Below are 24,425 nucleotides of genomic sequence, written 5' to 3' on the forward strand. Positions count from 1 at the left end.
TCTAAGGCAGGAACAGCACGTCATATTGATCGAATGCGCCCGGCAGATCACGGACTTTCATCTCCTTCTCGCCGTCCTCGAAGACCACGAGGCAATCCTCGTAGAAGCTGGCGAGCGTGTGAATGAAGGCTTTCGTGCCCTCCTGGCCGTAAAAGAGCGGCGTGAATTCCATATAGAGAGGCGCCCGGCGGGCAAGCAGCGGCAGCATCGAGCGGCAGGCAACCGGTTCGTAACCCTCGATATCCATCCAGACCAGGCCAATGGCCGCCTGGTCGATGCCGAGTCCGTCGAGGATGCCGGTCACGGATCGCACCGGAACGGTGATCTTCCGGTCGCTGGCGCTCTGGCGGATGGCGCTGCTCTTGCCGTGATTGGCGCCGTTCAGGAAGAAGTCGATCTGGCCTTCACCTTCGCCGGCGGCGCAGTTGACGAGGCGCACCGTGTCGATAAGGCCGTTCTGGCGGATATTCTGTTCCAGAAGGCGGAAATTGCGCGGGTCCGGCTCGACGCTGACGATTCCAGCAAATGCGCGGGCAAGCGCAAAATAGACTGTCTGTGTGCCGATATTGCCGCCGATCTCCAGCAGCATGCTGTCCTTTTTCAGCAGGCCGCGCTCGCGCAGGATCACGAGCAGCCGGTCGACGGCCTCGCGTTCGAAATGGCCCTTCCGGAAGACCTTGCGGCCGATATAGTCGGCAGGTGAAAAACTCATCAGGTGATCGCCGGCATCGACCGTCATCGAGGTGACGCGCGGCCCGATATTCTCGATCAGCAGCCGGCGGCCAAAGCGGGTATTGAAGACACGTGTGACCAGCACATTGCGCGCCTTGCGCAAACGGCGCTTCCAATATTTGCCAGTAAGCCATGCTTGGCCGGACATTATTGTTTTTCCTTGAGCGGTACGGCGGCGTTCTCTCTTGGAATGACATAGACTTTCAAGGGGAGCGCCCGGCCTCGCACATTGATTTCGCAGCTTTCGACAGTTTCCGGATCAATGCCTGCGCGCATCGCGACCGGCTCGGAAATGACGATTGCAGCGTTGAGGTCCTTGGCCGCGGTCTCCAGACGGCTTGCCACATTGACCGTATCGCCGACGGCAGTCAGGCTGCGCACGCGCCCGTAGCCCATCGTGCCGACGACTGCCGGGCCGGCGTGGATGCCGATAACGATCTGCAGCGGCAAAGGCAGTTCGTCGGAAAGTTCGGCGGCAAGCTTTTCCACCTCGGCAACAATCGCGGTTGCGGCTGCCACAGCCTGCCGACAGGCTTCCTCAGGCGTGGTGTTGAGGCCGAAGAGTGCCATGGCGCCGTCGCCGATGAATTTGTCGAGCCGTCCGCCGGCCTGCTCCACCGCCTTGCCGACGATCCCGAAATAGCGGTTGAGTAGGAAGACGACGTCGAAGGGCAGGCGGGTTTCGGTCAGCGTGGTGAAATGGCGCATGTCGCAGAAGAGCACGGCGATCTCGCGCTCGCGGCCGGGGCTGGTTTCCTGGCTGTTGGCGGGAAGGGCAGCCTCTGTCTGCGGGACGAGCAGCGGCGCGACGGTCAAGTCCTTATCCGGGCGGAGCTGACAGGCGAGGCGTACATCAGCTGCCGCATTGATACGCTTCAGCGTCGTCTGCTCCAGCTTGTCGGGCGGCGGCAGGGTCCAATAATCGCTGAGGATCTGCACGCGGCAGGTGGAGCACTGGCCCTTGCCGCCGCAGACCGAATAATGCGGCAGGCCGCCAAGCCTGCTTGCCTCCAGCACTGTGAAGCCGCGTGGCACGCGCACCGTCTCGCCGCCAGGATAGTGAACCGCGACCTGGTTGGCGCGCTCTTTCAGCCTGCGGCGCGCCCGCGCCAGGATGACGAGGGCAAGCGCTGCGGAGAAGCTGCCGTAAAGCCCGGCGCGGATCGTCGCGATTTTCTCACGCGCCTCAGGATCGTTGTAATAGCGGGTATTGATGGTTTCTTCGTAGTGGCCGGATTCTGACTCGATGTAGGAAGGATCGGAGAGCGTGCGGCCCATCTCGACGAAGCCGAGCAGCGCCAGCACCGGCAGGAGGATGGCGATCGCCAGAAGCAGCGATGAGGAATTGTCGTACCAGGGCCGATAGCGAAGCCAGAAATGGATGCCGATACAGCCATGGATCCAGACGGCGAGCAGTGCGAATGTCTGGCGTACGCCGTTCTGCGGTGAGTTGATCCAGAGCGTGCGAACGATCGTCTCGTAATTGTCGGTATAGCTGTAGAGCGCATGGACGATGCGTGTGCCGATGACATGGTCGATGAGCAGCAGCGGAATCAGAAGGCCGAGAACGATCTGTGCCATCTCGTTCTTCGGCATGACGAGGCTGCGGCGCATATAGAGCCCACGCAGCACCAGCGTCATATGGACGAGGACCGAGCCGTAGAAGAGAAGGGTGCCCAGTGGATTGCGCCAGATCGCCAGAAACAGCCGGCGCGCGTCATCAGCTGCCGTCAGCGAAACGAGCCCCAACGCATGGTTCGACATATGCAGGATGATGAAGACGAACATCACAAGGCCGGAACCAAGTCTGGCCTTCCTGATCGTGCGCTCCGAAAAAATCCCTGTGGCCCAGACCGTGGTCATCAATTCCTGTTCTTGAAGCTCAAATCGCAAATGCACTAGAGAAGACGAAAAAGGGCGGAATTATCGTCTCGTCTAATCACGATCGCTTCGGTATGCCTGCCTGTATCGTTCAAGGATAGTGACAATAGCGGAAATTTTCGCTTACGGCGCGAGCGCCGATTGGAAACACACTGTCACAAACGGAGTGTCGCGATGCGGATCGCTTTCTACGCGCCGATGAAATCGCCTGATCATCCCGTGCCCTCTGGCGATCGGTTGATGGCGCGGCTGTTGATCCGAGCGCTGGAAATGGCCGGTCATTCGGTCGAGGTCGTGTCCGAATTCCGTGTCCATGCCGGCACGCCGGAGGCGGCGGTGGATGTGCTGGTGACGGCGAAAGATGAGCTTCAACGGCTGCAGCGTAAATGGCGGGACGAGCCGAAGCCGGAACTCTGGTTCTGTTACCATCCCTATTACAAGTCTCCGGATCTCTTCGGGCCCACCATCGCGGAGCAATTCGCCATTCCCTATGTCACGGCGGAAGCCTCCTATTCGCGCAAGCGCGACGGGATGGGCTGGGCCTCCTTCCAGAAACCGGTCGCTGACGCGATCCGGCAGGCGGCGATCAACATCGCCTTTACCGAACGCGATCGGAAAGGGTTGGAAGACGTCTTTCCCAAAGCGCGTATTGCCGAAGTAAGACCTTTCATCGACACAGTGCTCTTCGAGGCGATAACGCCCGCTCCCGATCCGCAACGCCTGATGACCGTGGCCATGATGCGGGCGGGTGACAAGATGGCGAGCTACAAGATGCTCGCTGCGGCACTACGCATGATCGAGGATCGGCCCTGGACGCTCGGCATCATTGGCGACGGTCCGCTGAGGGCTGAGGTGCAGGCGATGTTTGCGGGCTTTGCGCCCGATCGTATCGACTGGCTCGGCCAGAGGGAGCCGGAAGAGATAGCCGACCTGCTTTCGAAGAGCGGCATCTATGTGTGGCCGGGCTGCGGCGAAGCCTATGGACTTGCCTATCTCGAAGCGCAGGCGGCGGGGCTTCCCGTCGCGGCGCAGAAGACTGCCGGTGTGCCTGCTGTGGTGGAAGCCGATACGACCGGGCTGTTGACGCCTGATGGCGATATAGAAGCCTATGCGCGGGCCATTGCCGGACTGCTGGATGACCGAGGGCGCCGTGACGTCATGGCATCCGCTGCCCGCCGCTTCGTCCTCAACGAGCGTTCGCTTGCCGGCGCGTCTTATGAACTGGATTTGATCCTACGCAATCATGCAGGAGCAGCACATGATCGATAGCAGCATCCGCGAGCCGTTGTATCGGGAGCTGGAGCGCTGGCGCGACGCCGGCCGTGTGGCGCGGCTCTGGCTGCGGGATGACGACGCAATCGAGCCGACGGCGGCATTGGAACGACTGCTCGCCGAGACGAAAAACTACGGCATCCCCGTCACGCTTGCGGTCATCCCGGCCCTTACGGGCGCACCGCTCGCTCAACGGCTTGCGGACGAGGCGCATGTCAGCGTGGCGGTTCACGGCTGGGCGCATCACAATCATGCTGGACCTGACGACAAGAAGCAGGAACTCGGTGGATCACGTCTGGAAGAAACGATTCTCGGCGAGCTCTTTGAAGGCTTCCTGAAACTGAAGGATCTCTATCCGGCACGCTTTCTCACGATGCTGGTTCCGCCTTGGAACCGGATTGACAAGGGTCTCATTCCCAAGCTGCCGGCGCTCGGTTTCGAATCCCTTTCCACTTACGGACGCGTCAAGGGGGAAGGCCCGCTCGCCATCGTCAACTCCCATGTCGACCTAATGGACTGGCACGGCACACGTGGGGGGCGGCCGATGGCAGACCTGATCGGCGAATTGGTCGGGGAATTACGGGACAGGTTCGAGGGCAGCAGCGAGCCGATCGGTGTTCTCGGGCATCATCTGGTGCATGACGCGGCGGCCTGGGATTTCCTTGCCGAACTCTTTGAGGCGACGGCGGGCCATCCCGCGGTGGAATGGGTTTCCGCTGCCGCACTCGTCAAGGATCAGACTTCGACGACCTGATTGTCGCGGGCCGCGAAGGCGCCGGCAAAAGCGGCCTGCGCCTCGCTTTCCATGACGGCAAGCTGCTCATCGGTACGCGAGGGTGCATGATGGAACAGGGCGAAGCGTTTTGCGCCTGCCATCGTCGCAAGTTCAGTGCCGTGCTGCCACGTGGAGTGGCCGAAGCCCTTGAAGCGCTGCATCTCGTCTTCGTTGTAGGTGCAGTCGTAGACGACGAGATCGGCATCCTTCATCATCTCAAGCGCCACCGGATCATGGGTACCCGGAATGTGCTCGATGTCGTAGATCAGCGCCACGATGCGTCCCTTCCAGTGGATGCGATAACCGATCGCCCCGCCCGGATGGTTCAGCATGTAGGTCTGCATTTCGACGCCTTCATGCGGGGTCAGCGTCTGACCCGCATGGAAATCGCGGAAGTTCATCGTCGCCTGACAGATATCGGTCTTTACCGGAAACCAGGGTGGGCTGATGAACTGCTCGACCATCTCGCGCGTGCTCATCTTGCCATCCAGATGGCCGGACCAGATGTTGACGTTGATCGACGGGTAATAGATCGCCTTGAAGAATGGAAGGCCGATGATGTGGTCGTAATGGCAGTGACTGAAGAAGAGATCGACATCGCGGACTTCGTCGGCAATGAGCGACAGGCCAGCTTCACGCAGGCCTGAGCCTGCGTCGAACAGCATCCGGTGCTCGCCGCAGCGGATTTCAATGCAGGAGGTGTTGCCTCCATATCGGTCGAATTCCGGGCCTGAGACGGGGATGCTTCCCCGCACGCCCCAAAATTTTACCTGAAACAGATCGTTACTCATTTTCCTTCAAACCAGCTTTCCCGCTTCGTCATCGTAGTCACCATCGAGCCCGATGCGAAGCTGCAGAATTCCACGGGTTTGCCTATATCCCCTCGCGCTCTTCTAACGGCTAGCCGAAGAAGAAGTAGATTTTCCTAAGCAATCGGCTTTTGGCTCAGAATGCAAGCCGGTATGGTTCGTTTTCTGTAAACGTTCCGGCATATGCGAGGTTGCGACATCTCCCGCAGGATCATGCATCTTAAATGGTTGCGCGCGACCGAAAATGCAAATTCGTTGCTTTTGGCGGTGTCGAAGCCGCAAAACTGCATGAAACGCCAACGTTCCCTTCTTGAGAAGATATTGTCATAAAACCGAAATAAATCTGTCGCCAAGCTGTCATTTGGGGTGCCTAAATGTCGCCATACTTTCTTTAAAGCGACATTTGGTCTGCCCATGAACGCCCCCTCAATTCGATCGTCCTCTGCCGTTGCCGCGGTGGGTCTGGAATTGAGTTACGGGGCGGCGCAGATTCTCAAAGGCATTGATTTTTCTCTGGAAAAGGGCAAGACGCTGGCGTTGCTCGGCCCTTCGGGCTGCGGCAAGACCACGCTGTTGCGGCTGGTTGCCGGCCTGCTTGCGCCGACCAGGGGTGCCGTTTCGATTGCCGACACTGTGGTTGCCGATGGCGCGACTGGCGCTTTCGTTCCGCCGGAGCGGCGCGGGCTTGGAATGGTCTTTCAGGATTATGCGCTCTGGCCGCATCTGACCGTCGGCGGCAATGTTTCCTTTCCGCTTGAAATGCGTGGCGTCGGCAAGGCCGAGCGCCAGGCCCGGACGATGCGTGCGCTGGAGCGCGTCGGCCTTTCTGCCTATGCAGACAGGCGGCCGAGCGATCTCTCCGGCGGCCAGCAGCAGCGCGTGGCGATTGCGCGCGCCATCGTCGCCGAGCCGCAGCTCATCCTTTTCGATGAACCGCTTTCCAACCTTGACCGCGAACTGCGCGAAAACATGGTGGGTGAGCTCGCCGAACTTATATCCACACTCGGCCTGACGGCGATCTATGTGACGCATGACCATAGCGAGGCGCTGACGCTTGCCGATGAAGTCGCGGTCATGCGCTCTGGTCTGATCGAGCAGCTTGCCCCGCCCGACGACCTGATCGAGCGGCCGGCGACGCCCGAGGTTGCCGACTTCCTGCGGCTTGGCTGCCTTGCCGATATCGAGCGGCGCGGGCCGGCCTGGCATTTCAAGGGCAGCGAGATCGTGCTTACCGAAGCTGCAGGCATTGCCGGTGACGGCGCTCGCGTGCTGATCCCGGTCGCCTGCATCTCGGCCGGTGAAGCCTCTCCCGATCGACTAGCTGCTACCGTGCTGCGTTCGCAGTTCCGCGGTGACGGGCATCTGGCAAGCGTTTCGCTCTCCGGCCTGCCCGGCCTGGAATTGCAGGTTCTGAGCCGCGCCAAGCTGCGCGCCGGCGAGACGATCGGCCTTTCGATCGACGCCACACAAATCCGTTGGTTTCAGCAGGAAATACACCAATCCATAGAGGAGAAATTGGAGCATGTTTAAGTCATTGAAGAGCATCACTTTTGGCGTTGTCGCCATAGCCCTGACGGCTGGCGTCGCCCATGCCGACGTCACCGTTTACACCGCTGGTCCGCAGAGCCTGATCGACAAGCTTTCGGCTGGCTTCACCAAGCAGAGCGGCGTCAAAGTCAATGTTTTTCAGGCAACGACCGGCAAGGTCATGGCCCGTATCGAAGCTGAGGCCGCCAATCCGGTTGTCGACGTCGTCATCTCGGCTTCCTGGGATACGGCAAACGACTTCGCCAAGCGCGGCTGGCTCGTCAACTATTCCAGCCCGAACGCCGCCAAGGTTCCGGACTTCCTGAAGTCCGAAGGTGCCGTCGCACAGGGCATCTCGGCTCTCGGTATCGTCTGGAATTCCAAGAGCGGCACGCCGAAGCCCGCCGAATGGGCTGACCTGACGAAGCCGGAATACAAGGACCTCGTCAACATTCCGGACCCGGCACAGTCAGGCTCCTCATTCGAACTGACGGCTGCTCTCGGCGGCCAGGACGACTGGAAGCTCTTCAAGGCTCTGCAGGCAAACGGCGCCATCATCGCCGGTGCAAATGCCGACGCCCTGAACCCGGTTCTGCAGGGTGCAAAGGCCGTCGTCTTCGGCGCTGTCGATTACATCGCGCTTGCCGCCCAGAAGAAGGGCGAGAACATTGAAGTCGTATTCCCGAAGTCCGGTACGGTCATCGCACCGCGCCCGGCCATGATCATGAACTGGTCAAAGAACCAGGACGACGCCAAGAAGTTCATCGATTACATGCTGTCCGACGAAGGTCAGGCTCTGGTTGCCGGCGAAATGCTGATGCCGTCGCGCACCGACGTTGCCGCAAGCCGCCCCCTGATCAGCGACCTGACGCTTCTGAAGTACGACACGGCTGCTGTCTACGGCAAGCGCAAGGAAACGCTGAAGACCTTCGCCGATCTCTACGGCGCCAAGTAAGGTCCAGATTGATGAGAGGAAACGGCATCGGCGGCGGCACGGCTCCGGCCGCCTGGCTGGCAACAGCGGGTCTCGTTATTGTCGTCGCCGTTCCCTTCATTGCGGTGGTGCTGCAAGGCATCTTCCCGGAACTCGGACAGGGCTCGTTTGCGCGCCCTTTCTCCTCCCTTTATGCGACGCTCGCCGATAGTTCGCTGATCCGCATGGGCGGCAATACCATCCTGCTCGGCGCCTGCGTGGTGTTCGCCTCGGCGCTGGTCGCCGTACCGCTCGGTGTCTTCCGCGCCCTCTACAGAATTCCCTTCGCGCCCCTCTGGGACGTGCTGCTGCTCGTGCCCTTCATGATCCCGCCTTATATCGCGACACTCGGCTGGATCATGACCTTGCAGCCGCGCGGATATCTGCAGCAGCTGGCCGGTTTCAATCTGGCGCCTTTCCTGTTTTCGATTTTTGGCATGACGCTGGTCATGGCCTTCAACACTTTCCCGGTCGTCTATTTCGCTGTATCGCGCACGGTCGAGGCCGTCGGCGCACGTTACGCTGATGTCGGCCGTGTCTTCGGCGCCGCGCCGGCGCGCGCCTTCTGGCGCATCACGCTGCCGCTTTCGGCGCCAGGCCTGACCGCGAGCCTGATGCTGGTCTTTGCCGCCGCGATCGAGGAATACGGCACGCCGGCAGCGCTCGGCCGTCGCGCCGGTTTCCAGGTGCTGGTGACCGGCATCGACCTTCGCGTCACCGACTGGCCGATCGATCTGCCCGGTGCAGCCATCCTGTCGCTGGTGCTGGTCGCCATGTCGCTGGTCACCTTCCTTCTGCAGCGCTGGATCCTCGCGCGCCGCTCGTATCAGACGGTCGGCGGCAAGCCGACGGCCAAGGACAAGCGTCCACTTGGCGCGCTGAAAGTGCCAGTGATGATCGCCTTCACCGTCGTCGCCTTCCTTGCAACCGGCGTGCCGCTGTTGGCCATCCTCGCGACAGCATTGGCACGAACCATCTCCGGCGGTCTCGCCTTCGACAATGTCAGCCTCGACAATTTCATGGCGGTGTTCGGCAATAGCGCCGGCGCCGTGACGGCACTGATCAACAGCTTCTCGCTCGGCATTGGAACGGCGCTGATAACGGGCCTGATCGGTGTGACGGCCGCCTATACCGTAGTGAAGACGAAGATTTCAGGCCGCTTGGCGATCGATGTGATGACCATCCTGCCGAATGCGCTGCCGGGTATCGTCGTTGCCGTTGGCCTCATCCTCGCCTGGAATATGCCGGGCCTGCCGATCACGCCCTACAACACTGCTTTCATTCTGCTGCTGGCCTATTGCTGCATCCTGCTGCCGCAGCCAGTGCGCTACACGACGGCAGCTTTTCAGCAGATCGGCGATAATCTGGAGGCGGCAGCCCGTGTCTGCGGTGCCAACGGCGTGACCGCCTTCCGTCGTATCCTGCTGCCGCTCGTCTTTCCGAGCCTTGCCTCTTCCATGCTTCTCGTATTTGCGCTCGCTTCGCGCGAACTCGTGGCTTCCGTCGTCGTAGCACCCGTCGGCATGCAGATGATCGCGACCTTCATCTGGCGTCAGTTTGAGCAGGGCTCCATCGGCCTCGGCATGGCCATGGCCTTCATCGCCATCTGCATTACTACGCTGTTGCCGCTGATCCTCATGGGGCTGATGCGGCGTGGCAATATGGTCGCGGATTGAGGCGTACTCTAAATTGAAATGTTCTTGTTTCTCGCCGAAATTGCTGAGATAATTTCGTTAGGCAATCTTTGGAGTAAACATGTCTCCAGTCGCGGAGATCCTTATAGGCCTCTCGGTCGTTTCCATCCTGATCGTCGCGTTTGCCGTATTCTTGTCCTGGAACCCGCCCTGGTGGGCTCGCCTTCGTTTTCGAGGGCGTTTCGTTCGTGGCCAAGCTGAAGGCGGCGTCGAGATGAGTTTTGATTGCGATGATGGCGGCGATGGCGGTAGTGACGGAGGAGGCGATTAACCTCAGAGCGACGCGGTAATCCCACCGTCGACCATCAGCATGTGGCCATTGACGAAGGACGATGCATTCGACGCCAGGAAGACGGCGGCACCGATCAGTTCCTCGACATTGCCCCAACGACCAGCCGGCGTCCGGGTCTCGAGCCAGGTGGAAAATTTCGGATCGTCGACAAGCGCCTGGTTGAGTGGTGTCTTGAAATAGCCTGGCGCGATGGCGTTGACCTGCAGGCCATGCTTTGCCCAGTCCGTCGCCATGCCGCGGGTGAGGTTTCGGACAGCACCCTTGGTCGCGGTGTAGGGGGCGATGTTCGGACGAGCGAGTTCGGCCTGGACGGAAGCGATATTGATGATCTTGCCGCGGCCGCGCCTGATCATCGCCTGTGCCACCGGCTGGCTGACGTAGAAGATGCTGGAGACATTGGTTCGGAACAGTTCGTCCCACTTTTCGACCGGAAACTCCTCAAGCGGCGTACGAAACTGCATCCCGGCATTGTTGATCAGGATATCGATCGGACCGATCTCCGCCTCGATATAGGCAATGGCGGTTCTGCTGGCCTCGGCATCCGTCACATCGAAGGCGGCACTGACGGCATGGCGTTTCTTTTCGCGGATCGTTTCGGCAGCCGCCTCCGCTTTCTGGGCATTTCGGCCATTGATGATGACGGAGGCGCCATGCTCGGCAAGGCCGAGCGCCAGTGCATAGCCGATGCCCTGACTGGAGCCTGTCACCAGCGCGCGGCGGCCGGAAAGATCGAAGAGCGGAAAGGTCACGGGATCACTCCTGAAATCAACGCCTCTGCATAGCCGGTTTTACCAACTGAGTGCAAAGGCGATCAGCTCGTCCCTAGACGCTTGATGTTGCCGACGAGTTCCGTGGCGAGCCGCAGCGAAGCGCCGGTCGCCATGACCATCTGCGGTAAGACAAGCCATTCCAGCGTCCAGGCCGCCCCCGAGCGCTCCTGTTCATGGACGAGCGAATGGTGGATGGCCGAAAGCTGCGTGGCGTTGAAGCGGGCAAGCGCCACCAGCGTTTCGGCGGCGACAGGATTCTGTTTGTGCGCCATGGCCGAGGAGGCGCCGCCGCCCGCAAGCTCGATTTCGCCGCCAGCTTCGGCAAGCAACGCGATGTCCTGACCGAATTTGCCGAGGCTGCCTGAGATCAGCGAATAAAGATTGGCGAGATCGGCGATGCGGGTACGCCGGCTCTGCCATTGCGGTTCGTCGGTGAGCCCCAGTTCCTGCGCCAGCGAACTTCGCACGGCAGCGGCTTCGGCGCCGAGTTTTTCGAGCGTGCCGGCAGCACCGCCGAACTGGACCGGGAACACTTGCTCCGTCAGCCGGTCGCGATAGGTTTCCAGCGGGATCCGCCAGGCGGCGATACGGTCGGCGGCGGTAATGGGGATGGCGGCCTGCATGCGCGTATGGCCCATCAGGCGATTGGTGCCGAATTGTCGTTCGAGTGCGACCATTCCACTGACGAGGGCATGCAGACGCCCACCGAAGAGGAAGGTCGCGGATTTCAGCCGCAGCATCAGGCTGGTATCGATGACGTCCTGGCTGGTCGCGCCGAAATGCACATGCTCGGCCGCCTCGCCGCCAATCGCTTTCTTCAGTTGCCGGACCAGATCGGGAATGACGACGCCATCCTTCGCGGTCGCCGTCTTCAGGCTGGCAATATCAGGCGTAAAAATGGCACAGGTCTCGTGGATCTTTCGGGCCGCCTCGGCCGGGATGATGCCATGCACTGCTTCAGCGCGAGCGAGTGCCGCCTCGAAGGACAACATTGCCCTGACATCGGCGTCGGCAGAGAAATAGCCTGCAATTTCAGCGTCGCCGAGCAGGCCGGACAGGAAGGGGTGGTCGAAGGGGGAGGTCGTCATGGAGCGTCCCGTTTCATTGCAGTCCTCTTCCGCCATCCGATGCCCTCTCCCCTGGAGAAGAGGAAAGGGTGATGGGACGCTACTTGCACCGAGCCTTGCCCGCAAGCCGGCTCAGATATCCAGGAACACCGTCTCCTTCGGTCCCTGCAGATAGATATCGAAGCTGAGCTTCGCACCCTCACGGGTGGCGATCAGCGTGGCCACACGCTCGCGGTGTTCGATCCGGGACAGGATCGGATCCGCTGCGTTGGCCTCCTGCTCCTCCGGAAAATACATGCGCGTGTGCAGGCCGATATTGATGCCGCGGGCGACGATCCAGAAGGTGATGTGCGGCGCCATCTTGCGGCCGTCCTTGAACGGCACCTTGCCGGGCTTGATCGTCTCGAAACTATAGACGCCGTCTTCGGCGCGGGTGGGGCAACGGCCCCAGCCGGTGAAGTTTGGGTCGGCCGTTCCCCGCATTTCCGAGGGGCTGTTATAAAGGCCCGTGCTGTCTGCCTGCCAGATCTCGATCACGGCATCGCGAACAAGCGCGCCGGCGCCATCGAAGATGCGGCCGCTGACGGTGATACGCTCGCCGAGCGTCTTGTCATTGACCATCTGTGTGCCGAGGTCGGTATCATAGACGCCGGTAATGTCACAGAAATTCGGTGTCAGGCCGATATGGACATAGGGGCCGGCGGTCTGGGACGGGGTTTCCTTGAGGTAGCCGAGTTCCTGCATGTCAGTTCCCCTCCAGCTTGTTTTCGAACATGGTCGAGCGGCGGCCGCGCAGCACGATATCGAACTTGTAGGCGCGGCTGTCCATCGGGATCGTGTTGCCCCAGTCGAGCGGCGCGATAAGCTGCTCTATCGCCGCCTTGTCCGGGATGGTGCCGACGATCGGACATTTCCAGATCATCGGGTCGCCTTCGAAATACATCTGGGTGATCAGACGCTGCGAGAAGCCGTGGCCGAAGATCGAGAAATGGATATGGGCCGGGCGCCAATCGTTGACGCCGTTCGGCCAGGGATAGGCGCCAGGGCGAACAGTGCGGAAGAAATAGCGGCCTTCCTCGTCGGTCACGAAGCGTCCGCAGCCGCCGAAATTCGGATCGATGGCGGCGAGATAGGTTTCCTTCTTGTGGCGATAGCGGCCGCCGGCATTGGCTTGCCAGAACTCCACGAGAACGCCGGCCTGCGGTCGGCCGCGCTCATCGAGCACCCGGCCGTGCACGATGATGCGTTCGCCGATGGCGCTTTCGCCGGGGCGGGCGAAGTTATGGATCAGGTCGTTATCCATCTCGCCGATCATCGAATGGCCGAAGACAGGACCGGTGATTTCCGAGATCGTGCCATCGAGAGACAGCAGCGCGCGTTGCGGTGAGCGCAGAACTGATGTCTTGTAGCCCGGCGTATAGGCCGGGGAGTGCCAGGCGCGGTCACGAGCGAAGAAGGCCCCGGTTTCTGGCTTGCGGTTCGGTAAGTCGGACATTCTCTCCCCCTCAGGCCGCCTTGCCGGCGTCCATCTGCTCGAAAACCTGTTTGGCGATCTTGATCGCGTGATTGGCGGCCGGCACGCCGGCATAGATTGCCACATGCAAGAGCGCCTCGCGAATATCCTCCCGGGAGGCTCCGGTGTTGGCGGTGGCACGCACATGCATCGCCACCTCGTCGTCCTGGCCGAGTGCGGCAAGCAGCGCGATCGTGATCATCGAGCGCTCACGCTTCGTCAGTTCCGGTCGGGACCAGACATGGCCCCAGGCCGCTTCGGTGATCAGCTCCTGGAACGGCCTGTCGAATTCGGTCGAAGCCGCCTGGGCGCGATCGACATGGGCATCGCCGAGAACGGAGCGGCGGGTTACCATGCCCTGGTGATAGCGTTCGGACGCGGTGTCGCTCATGGGCTCTTTTCTCCGATGGATGAGAGGAAGGCACGGATGATCGCGGTCAGCGCTTCCGGCTGCTCGACGGGCGGAATATGGGCGCAGTCCTTGATGACTTCATAGCGCGCGTCGGGGATCAGCTTTGCCGTCGACAACACCAGATCCGGCGGCGTCGAGCCGTCCTGATCACCGACCACGCAGATGGTCGGCACCTTGATCTTGGCAGCGGCCTCGGTGAAATCGGCGTCGCGGATCGCCGCGCAGGTGGCGTTATAACCTTCCACCGGCTGGCGGATGAGCATGTTGCAATAACCGGCATAGGCGATGTTTTCCGGTCGGCGGAAAGCCGGCGTGAACCAGCGCTCCATGACCATGTCGACGATGCTCGCAATGCCGTTCTGTTCGACCGCGGCAATGCGATTGTTCCAGCTTTCGGCCGTGCCGATCTTGTGGGCGGTATCACAGAGGATGAGCGCCTTTACCAGATCCGGACGACGCTGATAGAGCGACTGGGCAATCAGGCCACCGACCGAAAGGCCGCAGATGACGGCATCCTTGACCGACAGCAGATCGAGCAGGCCGGCAAGATCGGTCGAATGGTCCTCCATGGAATAGGGGACCTGGCCGACATCGGAAAGGCCATGGCCGCGCATGTCATAGAGAATGATGGCAAAATCGCCGGCAAGACGGACGATCACATCCCGCCAGATCCGGAAATCCGTGCCGAGCGAATTGACAAAGACGATAACCGGCCTGTCAGCCGGCGCACCGATGAGCTGGTAGTGGATCGTTACGTCGTTGATACTGGCAAACTGCACTTTAAATCTCCTCCACACCCAATTTGGCGAGTTGATCCGGTTAAGTAAAATGATATTTTTAGGCTTTCCGATAACTCATGGGTTATGAAAATAATGATCGATAGCCGTATCAAGTTTCGCCATCTGCAGACTTTTGTCGAGGTGGCGCGGCAGAAAAGCGTCGTGAAGGCGGCCGAACTCCTGCATGTCAGCCAGCCGGCGGTGACGAAGACGATCCGTGAGCTTGAGCAGGCACTTGGCGTCGGTGTCTTCGAGCGCGATGGGCGCGGCATCCGGATCACGCGCTACGGCGAGGTCTTCCTGCGCCATGCGGGTGCCGCGCTGACGGCGCTGCGGCAGGGGCTCGATTCCGTCTCGCAGGAGCAGTTCGGCGACGCTCCACCGATACGGATCGGCGCGCTGCCAACGGTCTCGACGCGCATCATGCCACGGGCGATGGACCTGTTCTTGAAGGAAAATACCTGGAGCCGGGTGAAGATCGTCACCGGTGACAATACCGTTCTCCTGGAGCAGTTGCGCGTCGGCGATCTCGATCTCGTCGTCGGTCGTCTCGCGGGAGCAGAAAGGATGGCCGGCTTCTCGTTCGAGCATCTTTATTCCGAGCAAGTGGTCTTTGCCGTGCGCGCCGGCCATCCGCTGCTTGGCGCCGGCAAATCGTTCTTCGCCGAACTCGGCCGCTATACGCTTCTGATGCCGACCCGCGGTTCGATCATCAGGCCGGTGGTCGAAAATTTCCTGATCGCCAATGGTGTCGCCAGCTTGCCGAGCCAGATCGAAACTGTTTCCGATGCCTTCGGCCGCGCTTTCGTGCGCGATAGCAACGCGATCTGGATCATTTCCAACGGCGTGGTTGCGCGGGATATCGCCGACGGCGTGCTTGTCGCCTTGCCGGTCGATACGAGCGAGACGAAGGGTCCCGTTGGATTGACGGTGCGTACCGATTCCGTCCCCTCGCTGCCGCTGTCGATCCTCATGCAGACGATCCGTGAGGCAGCGCTGGAAATTTCGGGGCAGCCTACACCTGCGCACTAACCTTCAAGACAATTGCCGCCTTTGTTCGTAGACTTCGCTCCTGGCTATCCGAGGAGACGGCAAAATGAAAACAGGCTTCATCGGTCTCGGCGTGATGGGTACGCCGATGGCGCTCAATCTCGCGCGGGCAGGTACCGATCTCATCGTCTGGAACCGTTCGCCGGAAAGCGCTGACACGCTACGGACAGCGGGCGCCGAAGTGGCCGCGGATGTCGACGAAGTGTTTGCAAAAGCCCGGACCGTCATCCTGATGCTTGCAACGGCAGCGGTGATCGACACGGTTCTCGGGCGCGGCACACCAGGTTTTGTCGAACGGGTAGCCGGACATGTCGTCATCCATATGGGGACCACCGCGCCCGAATATTCGAAAGCGCTTGAGGCGGATATTCGGGCCGCCGGCGGCCATTATGTCGAGGCGCCTGTTTCAGGCTCGCGCCGGCCGGCGGAGGAAGGCCAGCTTGTGGTCATGCTTGCGGGAGATCCGGACGTCGTCGAAGAGGTTTGTCTGCTTTTGAAGCCCATGTGCAGGGAAACGGTTGTCTGCGGCGCCGTGCCGAATGCGCTCCTGATGAAGCTTGCCGTCAATATATTTCTGATCACGACGGTCACGGGGCTCGCCGAAGCGGCGCACTTTGCCGCTCGACAGGGATTGGACATGGGGCTTTTCAAAGCTGTCGTCGATGCCGGCCAGATGGCGAGCGGCATATCGCGGATCAAGAGCGGCAAGCTGGTGGAGCGGGACTTCTCAGTGCAGGCGGCGATCTCCGACGCGCTGAAAAACAATCGTCTGGTCGCCGAAGCGGCTCGGCATGCGGGCATTGCTTCGCCGCTGCTCGATGCTTGCCATGCGCTTTACGCGGAAACCGAAAGTCTGGGTTTCGGGCGTGAGGACATGGCGGCCGTCATCCGCGCGCTTGAAGCGCGAACCGAGGCAATCAGCCTGCCTTTCGGGGATTGACGCCACACCGCTCTGGCCTTTCGCGTCATGCTGACGCAATCTTGCCTGTGCAGAGAGCGGCTTTTGAAGTTGGACGGTTAAATGCGCGTCTTGCTGGCGGAAGATGAACCGGAAATGGCTGCCGTGCTGGTGGCGGCGCTCCGCAACAACAATATCATCACGGACCACGTTTCAACCATCGAAGCGGCCGAAGAGGCCGTACGGCTGAACAGCTACGATGCGCTGCTGCTCGACCGCAGCCTGCCTGACGGCGACGGTTTGGAACTGATTGCCGAAGCGCGCCGTATCCAAGCAGCCGTTCCCGTCATCATGCTGACGGCGCGCGGCGATCTGAAGGACCGGATCGAGGACCTCGATCTCGGCGCCGATGACTATCTCGCCAAACCCTTTGCCGTCGAGGAGCTGATGGCGCGTTTGCGCGCCATTCTGCGCCGTCCCGGCAATATTGAGATCGAGAGCCTGTGCCTCGGCCGGCTGCATTTCGACCTGCGTAACCGCGAGGCGCGTGTCGGCGAAGTGGCGCTCGAATTGCCGCGGCGCGAATTGCTGGTGCTGGAGGCGCTGATGCGCCGCGCCGGCCGCACGGTGGAGCGCTCAAGCCTTGAGGAAGCGGTCTACGGCATGGATGACGAAATCCAGTCCAACGCGCTCGATGCGCATGTTTCGCGCGTGCGCCGTAAGCTCGATGCTGCAGGCGCCGGGGTCGAGATCCATACGATCCGCGGCGTGGGCTATCTGATCCGGCAGGCCCGGCCATGAAGAAGATGAAGTTCTATTCGCTGAAATGGAGGCTGATCCGCCGGCTGGTGGCGCTGCAGGCTGCGACCCTCGTACTGATCGCGATCGCCTTTGCCTTCGTCTTCTGGATTTCAGGCATGAGTGGCATCTTCGCACCCGATGAACATGCAATCGATGCGGTCACGGAAGCGATTGCCTGGAACGCTGACGGTTCGATGCGTATCACCAACACCGATGATCTTGGTTATCAGCGCGAAAAGGCGGCCGACTTCTGGTTTCTGGTGCGCGATCAGCAGGGCCGCATGGTCAGTGAAGGCAATGTGCCGGCGCAATATCTCGCCATCGCCGCGTCGGGTAGCGATATCGCCGAAGCCCGTTTCAATGGGGACGAGGACAATCCCGCCACGATTGCCGCACGCTTGCAGAAAATCAAGACGGATCACGGCGATCTGCTCGTCATCGTCGGCCGACAGGGCAGCCTTTCGGCCGGTAAGCTGCTGGTCGTTTTCGTGGCGATTGCCTCCGGCATCGTGCTGCCTGTCATCCTGCTCACCGGGCTCATTACGCTTGCCGTCACGCCCTTCGTGGCGCGCGGCATACACCGCGGATTGAACGAGGTGGCACAAGCAGCACAAGGTATCGACGGGACGACACGCGGCTACCGCCTGCCGCTTGAAAACGTGCCGGAAGAGGTTGCGCCACTGGTGATTGCCATGAACGAAACGCTGCAGCGTCTCGACGATGATCACAACAAGCAGCGGCGTTTCATGCTGGCCGCCGCTCACGAGCTGCGCACGCCGATCGCCATCCTGCAGAACCGGCTGGAAACCATGCCGCCGACGGAGGCGACCAACCGGCTGCTGGAAGATGTCGCCCGCCTTTCGACGCTGGCCCAGCAGCTGCTCGATCTGCAGCGGCTCAATCAGGAGCCCGTGCCGGATTGCTCCATCGACCTTGCGACCGTCGCGCGCCGGCAGGCCGCGGAACTTGCACCGCTGATCATCGCCGCCGGCTATCAGGCGAATTTCGAGTTGCGTTCGATGCCGGAGCGCATTCTCGGCGATGAGACGGCGCTGGAGCGCGCGATCGCCAATCTGGTGCAGAACGCTATCCAGCATGGCGGCAGGAGCGGCACCATCACCATCGCCGTGGAGCATCCGGCCCAAATTTCCGTAAGCGATGAAGGCCCGGGTATCGCGCCTGAGGACCGGGAGCGGATCTTCGAGCCTTTCCAGCGTGCGAACGGTCGCAGCCAGGGTATCGGCCTCGGCCTCCATCTCGTGCGCGAGATCGTCAAAATACATCACGGGCAGGTATGGGTATCCGATGCGACCGGCGGCGGAGCGGCTTTCAACATGAGCTTCGAGCCGACGGTCCAGACCGCGTGAATCTTTCGGATGGCGCGGGTGCACGTCATGCTCGCATCATTTGAAAGGGGAATACCGTAAGCGGACAATCGATGCTGGAGACCCGCATGCAACAGCCGCCGCTGGCCGCCTTCTTTAGTGCGCTTCTCGCCGAGCCCAGGAAAATCGGCGCGATCGTGCCCTCGGGAGGGCGGCTGGCGCGGCTGATGACCAGTGAGATAGAGCCTTCGGCGGGCAAGGTGCTGGAGCTTGGCCCCGGCACAGGGGTTTTTACGGAGGCGCTTCTGAAACGCGGCCTGCCGGCGCGAGACCTGACACTGGTGGAGCTCGAAACCCGCTTCATCGCTCGGCTGCAGCAGCGCTTTCCTGACGTGACGATCCTCCAGCGAGACGCGTGCGAGCTTTCTGCCTGCAAGGCCGAGCTCGGGCCGCAGGCGGCAATCGTCAGCGGTCTGCCTTTTCGCAACATGCCCATCGAGGTCATCACCGCCATCGTCGGCGGCGGGTTCAGCCTGCTGGAACGCGGCGGCGCCTTCTACCAGTTCACCTACGGCCAATCCTGTTCCGTACCACCAGATGTGCTTGCGGAATTGGGCCTGCGGGCGGAGAGGCTCGGCCGGGTGCGCCTGAATATTCCGCCCGCCAGCGTCTTTCGCATTTCGCGCCGGCCGGAGTGACGGCTGATGGCTTTGCCGAACTTTGTGGCCTGTATCCTTGCCACAGGCCTCTGCGGTGTGATGGTCGTCGCGATGCTATCCGTTTTGCTATCGCCACCTTTATCGGCTGCCTCATCTGGAACGGCGCGTTGATCACCGTCGGCTGGATGGCTCGGCACTTCTAACAGCCCGATGCCCGAATTTTGTAAGCGCTGCCCTGCATCTGCAAATTTTGTAAGCGCGCTTACCAAACAAAATCAGCACCTTAACGATTGCGCTTACAAACTTACGAAATTACGGCCTGTTTCAAACTCTCATGGAGATAGCCAACAGCCCTGGAATACCGATCTGTCTCTCCACCTGAGTTTCGCCATTACTTCGTAAGTCCGTAAGCGAAGCAATAAATCGTTGAAACCATTATGGAAATTCGCTTACAAAGTTTATGTAGGCAATCGTAAGCGTCGTAAGCAATTCTGCAGATCGGCCGGCAAGACAAACCACCCCAAGGCCAGCGTCTCCAGGACGTACGCCCACACCCTCTAGCTAAAGCGTGTCGCAATCGTTCAGATGCGCTTGGCACGCCTTCGGTTTTGTTCGACGCATGTCGTATCGTAAAACTGCTGCGCACTTTTGCGCGACATGCTTTAGCGCAGCACAGTGCGCAGTGTGGTTTGCGTTTCCTTGAGCAGCGGCAGGTAGCGCGCGACCATCTCGGCCGCCGGCACATGGGCGGCCGGTGCGCCGATATTGATGGCGACTACAGTCTGACCGCGATCGTTCTCGACCGGTACGGCGATGGAGCAGAGGCCGATCTCAAGCTCCTGGTCGATGAGAGCATAGCCCTGTGCGCGAACCTTGCGGAACTCTGCCATCAGTTCCCCAGGATCGGTCTTCGTGTTCGGCGTGTTCGCCTTTAACTCGCTTCGGGAAAGAACCGCCCGTGCTTCGGCTTCGGGGAGGGCCGCAAGCAAGACACGGCCCATCGAAGCACAATAAGCAGGGAGACGGCTGCCGGGCGTGAGGTTGATCGACATGACGCGGCGTTGCGAGGCGCGGGCGACGTAGACTATATCGGTGCCGTCGAGCACTGATGCGGACGCGCTTTGGCCGGCTTTCTCGGAGAGCGCATCGAGATGTGGCTGGATAAGCACCGGCAGCGGGGTAGCCTCCAGATAGGCATGCCCGAGCCGCAGGATTTTCGGCGTCAGCGTGAAGAATTTGCCGTCGTAATTGGCATAACCGAGCTCGGCAAGCGTCAGCAGCGACCGACGCACCGTGGCGCGGTCGAGGCCGGTGAGCTTCGCCGCATCGGTGATCGAAAGCCGGCGATGCATTTCGCCGAAGGCTTCGATTACCTTGAGACCGCGGGCAAAGCCGCTGACGAAATCGCTTTCGCGCATGGGTGTTGTCGGCTCCTTCCGCCAAGCTTTCAGCGTGCCGGGAGCCATTTCTTCGCTATCCGGCAGGCGACTGTATAGGCGGGGTCGAAGACGTTGCCTATATCGTAGCGGACCACCTGGCCGAGCAGATGGCTGGCTGCCACCTTCGACAGGCCGTAATCCGCCACGAGCAGATTCAGCATTTCGGTTGTCGCATGCTGCAGGGCCTGATCCAGTGGTCTGGCGTTGCCTATGGTAATGATATCATCAGCAATTTTGGCTCTCGGCCAGGATATTGGCCTTGCCTTTTCGACCGTTAGCCGGACCGTGACCTCGAACGTGGTTTCGACGCCGGTCCCGACGATTTCGCCGTCACCCTGAACGGCATGGCAGTCGCCAAGAAAAAACAATGCGCCTGATACCGAGACCGGGAACCAGATCGTCGCGCCTGGACCGAGCAAGCGATAATCCATGTTCCCGCCATAGGCACCGCTCGTCGCCGTCGAGATTGCCTGGCCATAGTTCGGTGCCACGCCGAAGCAGCCGATCATCGGGGAGAGCGGCAGAAGCATATTTTCGATTCCGGCAACCGGTTCCTTCAGTTGGACCGTCATCGCGTGTCGATCGATATGCCACAGTGTCTTTTCCGATCTCGGAAGATCACGAACCGCTTCGGGATCGATGACATTTGCCGCCAGAACGCTGCGCGTGAAGCCCATGTCCCTTGTCGGTTTCATGTCCAGAATTTCGACCTTGAGGCTATCTCCGGGCTCGGCGCCTTCGACGAAAATTGGCCCATTCATGGGATTTGGACCATGCGCCCGCTGGACCTCGTTCTCGTCGTAGCCCCAGGCATCGAGCGTACGGGTGACGACCGTGTCACCGCTTGTGATCGTCAAAGCCGGAGGCAAGGTTCCAAGAACGTTGTAAAAGGCAGTAGCGACGAAATCATGGGTCGTCATGGTAAAGTTCCGCTCGGATGTCTGGGGTGTCCTGTCGAAGGTGGCTAAATGAACTTACGCGTCAGCCGGGCGACCGTCGACGGCAAATTATGCTGGCGCGGGTGGATTGTTAAATATGGCGGCAGAAGATGGTGGCCTGACAGGGAGTATGTGAATTGAATTTTACGCCGGGTCCATCGCGCAGCGCACTGCAGCGGGTCGTCTACCTTTGCCTTGGTCTTGTGATGGTCGGTCTTGGAATTATCGGCGCCATCCTTCCGCTCATGCCGACAACGATTTTCCTTATCCTGGCAGCGTGGTTCTTCAGCCGGTCATCTCCGCGTCTGGAGGCCCATCTGATGAATAGTCGATTTGGCGGCCCGTTGCGCGACTGGCGCGAGAACGGCGCGATTTCCCGTAAATCCAAGATGTTAGCGTTGATAGGGATGTCGGTTGGATACGCGGTATTCCTGATTGCGTCGAAGCCGTCGATTTTCCTCGCGATCGTCGTCGGCGCATCGATCCTGGCTTGCGCTGCTTACGTCGTTTCGCGGCCGGGTTCCGCCGAGCTCAACCAGCCGGAGGAAAGCGACGGCTGATCTATTTTGCCGGCAAGAGGCACTTTACAACGAACGTAAACTCAAATTATACGGCCCGCTCACTATTGCTCCCACATCCCAGCATTCCCATCTGAGCGCCATGCCAAAAACTCATAAGCACAAGTTCCTTCGGGAACAGTATCGACGCATGCTTTCGTCCGACCATCATATCGATCCGCGCTGGCGTGACAGTTTTGACGCCTTTCTGACGGATATCGACCACTTGGCGCCTAACACCGGAAGCCGTCGAATTATTGGTCGCAGGAACCCCAAGCTCGGGTTTGTGCCCGGAAATGTCGAGTGGCATTGGGAAAGCACGACGCTGCCCACATCGCGGGAAGCCAGAGGACGTTAAGTCCGAAGGCGCGACGGGCTCGATTTAAATTGAGCTCGGCGCTTGTAGAGCAGCTTAGTTGCGCTCGCACCTGTCGCTATCGTCAACTGAACCATCGTTTTCCCCTCTCATTGCGGTGTGTCTGGTCGGACCACTGGTTTCGATTGTCACGCTCGCCGGTCGATCGCCTCTTCCGTGTGTTCATGTCGGCCCAGGAGATGCGTCGCCGAGCGCCAGGCATGATGCGCGATCCGGTCGAGCCGCCGGACGGCGTCGACGCGGGCAAATGCTTCGGCGGCAGTCAATTTTCCGGGTGCGACGGCGGCGAGGGTCTCGGCGCGGTGATCGCGCTGCATGGCGTCGAGGTCCTTCGCCGCGCGTTCAATGTTTGCGAACGAGGCGTCGACCTCAGCCGAAACGGTCCAGCCAATCGGTTCCGCCCGCGCCGTAAGCGCAGATTCTGCGGTAATCGATTCACCAACCATCTGCGTCGCTCGCATCGCCTGAATGCAAAGCTCAGCGGCGCGAAAGTCATCGGGTACCCCGGCCATCCGTTCGGGAATGCCGCCTTCCCCAAGGATCTCCACGAGCCTCGAGGCATGTTCAAGCGCGTGCAACGTGCTCGTCATGCGCAGCCGCTCCTCTTCCGTCTCGGGCGGCTCTTTCAGCTCGGAGAGAAAATCCTGTGCCTGCGCGAGTGCTGAGGCTGCTGCCGCGCTATCCTGCATCGTACGAGCACCCTCGTCCGAGAGGGCAGCGGCGACTGAAGCCGCCGACGTGTTGAGAACCCCCGCCACGACGCGCCGGGTTGTTTCGACCGCGATCACCGGATTGACGAGCGCGCTTGGATCAAGCGCACGTTCGAGCGGTGTCTCTCTGGAGGGCAGAATGCGCTCCACGATGTGGGTGAACCATTGTGTCGCCGGAAGGAGCACCGCGACTCCGACGACATTATAAGCTGTGTGGTAAGCGGCCAGGAGCGTCGTCCCGTCGACTGACGCGGCAAACGCTCTCATCGTCGCTGCGGTAAACGGAAAAGCGACGATTGCAATGAGTGCGGCTATGACCTTGAACAGCACATAGGCAAGAGCGAGGCGCTTGGCCGTCGAACTGGCGCCGATGGCCGCCAACGCGGAACTCGTCGCTGTTCCGATATTCTGGCCGATGATCAGGGCCGCTCCCTGCTCAAGGCTGATCGCCCCGGCATAGAAAGCCGCAATCGTGACGGCGATGGCAGCCGTCGATGACTGCATGACCGCGGTCATCGCCAGGCCGACGGCGATCAGGGTCAGGAGGCCGACCGAGCCTGAGATCCAGCCAACTCCCGGCACGCCGAGTACTGCGGGCAAATCGGATGGATGCAGGCTTTCAGCGAGGCCTCCCATGCCCTGCTGAAGGGTTGTGAGCCCGTAGAGCACCAACGCGAAGCCTGCAAGTGCGCTGCCCGCTGCCGCGCTTCGCCCGCCGCCAAGCAGCTTGGCCAGCGCGCCGGCAAAGATCAGGGGTAGGGCGTAGGCGGACAGCGAGACACGCACGCCGAGCAACGCCACCAGCCAGCCCGTGCCCGTCGTGCCGACATTGGCTCCGAACACGAGGCCAAGCCCCTGCGGGAAGGTCAGCAGCCCGGCATTGACAAGGCCGATCGTCGTCATCGTCACAGCGCTCGACGACTGCACGAGCAGCGTGATTAGGGCACCCCAGAAGGCGCCTGTGAGAGGCGTGGCCGCCGCTTTGCCGAGGACCGAGCGCAGCGCCGAGCCGGCCAGGGCCTTCAATCCGTCGGTCATGACGGTCATGCCGAGCAGGAACAACCCGACGCCGCCGAGAATGGCAATTACCGTCGACATCTGCGCCCCGCAGCCATCGGTTTTCCTTTAGCGTTCGCTAAGCGGGATCATACGCGAATACTACCCTGTGTTGCGATT

24 protein-coding genes are annotated in these 24,425 nt (G+C 60.9%); 12 read left to right on the plus strand and 12 right to left on the minus strand.

Annotation, left to right across the window (positions count from 1 at the left end):
* Nucleotide 1 precedes the first annotated feature (1 nt).
* The gene (locus tag H4W29_RS31365; RefSeq protein ID WP_192732642.1) at nucleotides 2–880 is read right to left on the minus strand and encodes an FkbM family methyltransferase; all 879 of its coding nucleotides are present in this window, start codon (nucleotides 878–880) and stop codon (nucleotides 2–4) included.
* The gene (locus H4W29_RS31370; protein ID WP_192732643.1) at nucleotides 880–2,595 is read right to left on the minus strand and encodes an adenylate/guanylate cyclase domain-containing protein; all 1,716 of its coding nucleotides are present in this window, start codon (nucleotides 2,593–2,595) and stop codon (nucleotides 880–882) included. Before H4W29_RS31370 ends, H4W29_RS31365 begins: the two co-directional genes overlap by 1 nt.
* 192 nt (nucleotides 2,596–2,787) lie before the next feature.
* Between H4W29_RS31370 and H4W29_RS31375 the strand changes: the two genes are divergently transcribed.
* Nucleotides 2,788–3,882, plus strand: coding sequence for a glycosyltransferase family 4 protein (locus tag H4W29_RS31375; RefSeq protein ID WP_192732644.1), 1,095 nt, complete (start codon nucleotides 2,788–2,790; stop codon nucleotides 3,880–3,882).
* The gene (locus tag H4W29_RS31380) at nucleotides 3,872–4,639 is read left to right on the plus strand and encodes a polysaccharide deacetylase family protein (RefSeq protein WP_192732645.1); all 768 of its coding nucleotides are present in this window, start codon (nucleotides 3,872–3,874) and stop codon (nucleotides 4,637–4,639) included. Before H4W29_RS31375 ends, H4W29_RS31380 begins: the two co-directional genes overlap by 11 nt.
* Here the strand turns inward: H4W29_RS31380 and H4W29_RS31385 are convergent.
* A complete protein-coding gene (locus tag H4W29_RS31385; RefSeq protein ID WP_192732646.1) occupies nucleotides 4,621–5,451 on the minus strand; it encodes an MBL fold metallo-hydrolase in 831 nt (276 codons plus the stop codon). The two genes, H4W29_RS31380 and H4W29_RS31385, sit on opposite strands and share 19 nt — an antisense overlap.
* 432 nt (nucleotides 5,452–5,883) lie before the next feature.
* On the opposite strand from H4W29_RS31385, the gene H4W29_RS31390 reads away from it, so the two are divergent.
* The 4 genes from H4W29_RS31390 to H4W29_RS31405 all read left to right on the plus strand — a co-directional run bounded on the left by H4W29_RS31390 (nucleotide 5,884) and on the right by H4W29_RS31405 (nucleotide 9,934).
* Nucleotides 5,884–6,999, plus strand: coding sequence for an ABC transporter ATP-binding protein (locus tag H4W29_RS31390; RefSeq protein ID WP_192732647.1), 1,116 nt, complete (start codon nucleotides 5,884–5,886; stop codon nucleotides 6,997–6,999).
* Entirely contained in the window at nucleotides 6,992–7,951 is a 960-nt protein-coding gene (locus H4W29_RS31395) for an ABC transporter substrate-binding protein (protein WP_192732648.1), read from the plus strand. Before H4W29_RS31390 ends, H4W29_RS31395 begins: the two co-directional genes overlap by 8 nt.
* Before the next feature lie 11 nt (nucleotides 7,952–7,962).
* On the plus strand, nucleotides 7,963–9,645 hold the full coding sequence (locus H4W29_RS31400; RefSeq protein ID WP_192732649.1) for an ABC transporter permease: 1,683 nt from the start codon (nucleotides 7,963–7,965) through the stop codon (nucleotides 9,643–9,645).
* 79 nt (nucleotides 9,646–9,724) lie between these two features.
* A complete protein-coding gene (locus H4W29_RS31405) occupies nucleotides 9,725–9,934 on the plus strand; it encodes a hypothetical protein (protein WP_192732650.1) in 210 nt (69 codons plus the stop codon).
* Between the two features lie 2 nt (nucleotides 9,935–9,936).
* On the opposite strand, the gene H4W29_RS31410 is transcribed toward H4W29_RS31405, so the two are convergent.
* The 6 genes from H4W29_RS31410 to pcaD form a co-directional block, all read right to left on the minus strand.
* Nucleotides 9,937–10,704: an SDR family oxidoreductase gene (locus H4W29_RS31410; RefSeq protein ID WP_192732651.1), complete on the minus strand. Its 768-nt coding sequence runs from the start codon at nucleotides 10,702–10,704 to the stop codon at nucleotides 9,937–9,939.
* 62 nt (nucleotides 10,705–10,766) lie between these two features.
* Complete coding sequence (locus H4W29_RS31415) at nucleotides 10,767–11,813, minus strand: 3-carboxy-cis,cis-muconate cycloisomerase (RefSeq protein WP_192732652.1); 1,047 nt, start codon at nucleotides 11,811–11,813, stop codon at nucleotides 10,767–10,769.
* 111 nt (nucleotides 11,814–11,924) lie between these two features.
* The gene (gene pcaG / locus H4W29_RS31420) at nucleotides 11,925–12,536 is read right to left on the minus strand and encodes a protocatechuate 3,4-dioxygenase subunit alpha (RefSeq protein WP_192732653.1); all 612 of its coding nucleotides are present in this window, start codon (nucleotides 12,534–12,536) and stop codon (nucleotides 11,925–11,927) included.
* Between the two features lies 1 nt (nucleotide 12,537).
* Nucleotides 12,538–13,287 carry a protocatechuate 3,4-dioxygenase subunit beta gene (gene pcaH / locus H4W29_RS31425; RefSeq protein WP_113145220.1) on the minus strand — a complete coding sequence of 250 codons (750 nt, stop codon included), beginning with the start codon at nucleotides 13,285–13,287 and terminating at the stop codon, nucleotides 12,538–12,540.
* A gap of 10 nt (nucleotides 13,288–13,297) precedes the next feature.
* Complete coding sequence (gene pcaC / locus H4W29_RS31430; protein WP_007821046.1) at nucleotides 13,298–13,696, minus strand: 4-carboxymuconolactone decarboxylase; 399 nt, start codon at nucleotides 13,694–13,696, stop codon at nucleotides 13,298–13,300.
* On the minus strand, nucleotides 13,693–14,496 hold the full coding sequence (pcaD, locus tag H4W29_RS31435; protein ID WP_192732654.1) for a 3-oxoadipate enol-lactonase: 804 nt from the start codon (nucleotides 14,494–14,496) through the stop codon (nucleotides 13,693–13,695). The genes pcaC and pcaD overlap by 4 nt, the downstream gene beginning before the upstream one ends.
* Nucleotides 14,497–14,589: 93 nt before the next feature.
* On the opposite strand from pcaD, the gene pcaQ reads away from it, so the two are divergent.
* From pcaQ to H4W29_RS31460, 5 genes are all read left to right on the plus strand, one after another.
* Nucleotides 14,590–15,528 (plus strand): pca operon transcription factor PcaQ, encoded by a 939-nt coding sequence (gene pcaQ / locus H4W29_RS31440; protein WP_192732655.1) that lies wholly within the window; start codon nucleotides 14,590–14,592, stop codon nucleotides 15,526–15,528.
* Nucleotides 15,529–15,592: 64 nt separating this feature from the next.
* Nucleotides 15,593–16,486 (plus strand): NAD(P)-dependent oxidoreductase, encoded by an 894-nt coding sequence (locus H4W29_RS31445; RefSeq protein WP_192732656.1) that lies wholly within the window; start codon nucleotides 15,593–15,595, stop codon nucleotides 16,484–16,486.
* 81 nt (nucleotides 16,487–16,567) lie between these two features.
* On the plus strand, nucleotides 16,568–17,245 hold the full coding sequence (locus tag H4W29_RS31450) for a response regulator transcription factor (protein WP_192732657.1): 678 nt from the start codon (nucleotides 16,568–16,570) through the stop codon (nucleotides 17,243–17,245).
* A complete protein-coding gene (locus tag H4W29_RS31455; protein WP_192732658.1) occupies nucleotides 17,242–18,612 on the plus strand; it encodes a sensor histidine kinase in 1,371 nt (456 codons plus the stop codon). Before H4W29_RS31450 ends, H4W29_RS31455 begins: the two co-directional genes overlap by 4 nt.
* Before the next feature lie 86 nt (nucleotides 18,613–18,698).
* Nucleotides 18,699–19,268 carry a class I SAM-dependent methyltransferase gene (locus H4W29_RS31460; RefSeq protein ID WP_192732659.1) on the plus strand — a complete coding sequence of 190 codons (570 nt, stop codon included), beginning with the start codon at nucleotides 18,699–18,701 and terminating at the stop codon, nucleotides 19,266–19,268.
* Nucleotides 19,269–19,891: 623 nt separating this feature from the next.
* Here H4W29_RS31460 and H4W29_RS31465 read toward each other — a convergent pair.
* Nucleotides 19,892–20,647: an IclR family transcriptional regulator gene (locus H4W29_RS31465; protein ID WP_192732660.1), complete on the minus strand. Its 756-nt coding sequence runs from the start codon at nucleotides 20,645–20,647 to the stop codon at nucleotides 19,892–19,894.
* Nucleotides 20,648–20,676: 29 nt separating this feature from the next.
* Nucleotides 20,677–21,588, minus strand: a complete 912-nt coding sequence (locus tag H4W29_RS31470; protein WP_192732661.1) for an acetamidase/formamidase family protein — start codon at nucleotides 21,586–21,588, stop codon at nucleotides 20,677–20,679.
* Nucleotides 21,589–21,743: 155 nt separating this feature from the next.
* Between H4W29_RS31470 and H4W29_RS31475 the strand changes: the two genes are divergently transcribed.
* Nucleotides 21,744–22,166: a YbaN family protein gene (locus H4W29_RS31475; RefSeq protein ID WP_210332392.1), complete on the plus strand. Its 423-nt coding sequence runs from the start codon at nucleotides 21,744–21,746 to the stop codon at nucleotides 22,164–22,166.
* A 501-nt stretch (nucleotides 22,167–22,667) separates the two neighbouring features.
* On the opposite strand, the gene H4W29_RS31480 is transcribed toward H4W29_RS31475, so the two are convergent.
* A complete protein-coding gene (locus tag H4W29_RS31480; RefSeq protein WP_192732662.1) occupies nucleotides 22,668–24,347 on the minus strand; it encodes a Na/Pi cotransporter family protein in 1,680 nt (559 codons plus the stop codon).
* Nucleotides 24,348–24,425 lie beyond the last annotated feature (78 nt).

Origin of the sequence: Rhizobium viscosum (genome assembly GCF_014873945.1) — a bacterium.
GTDB lineage: Bacteria > Pseudomonadota > Alphaproteobacteria > Rhizobiales > Rhizobiaceae > Rhizobium > Rhizobium viscosum.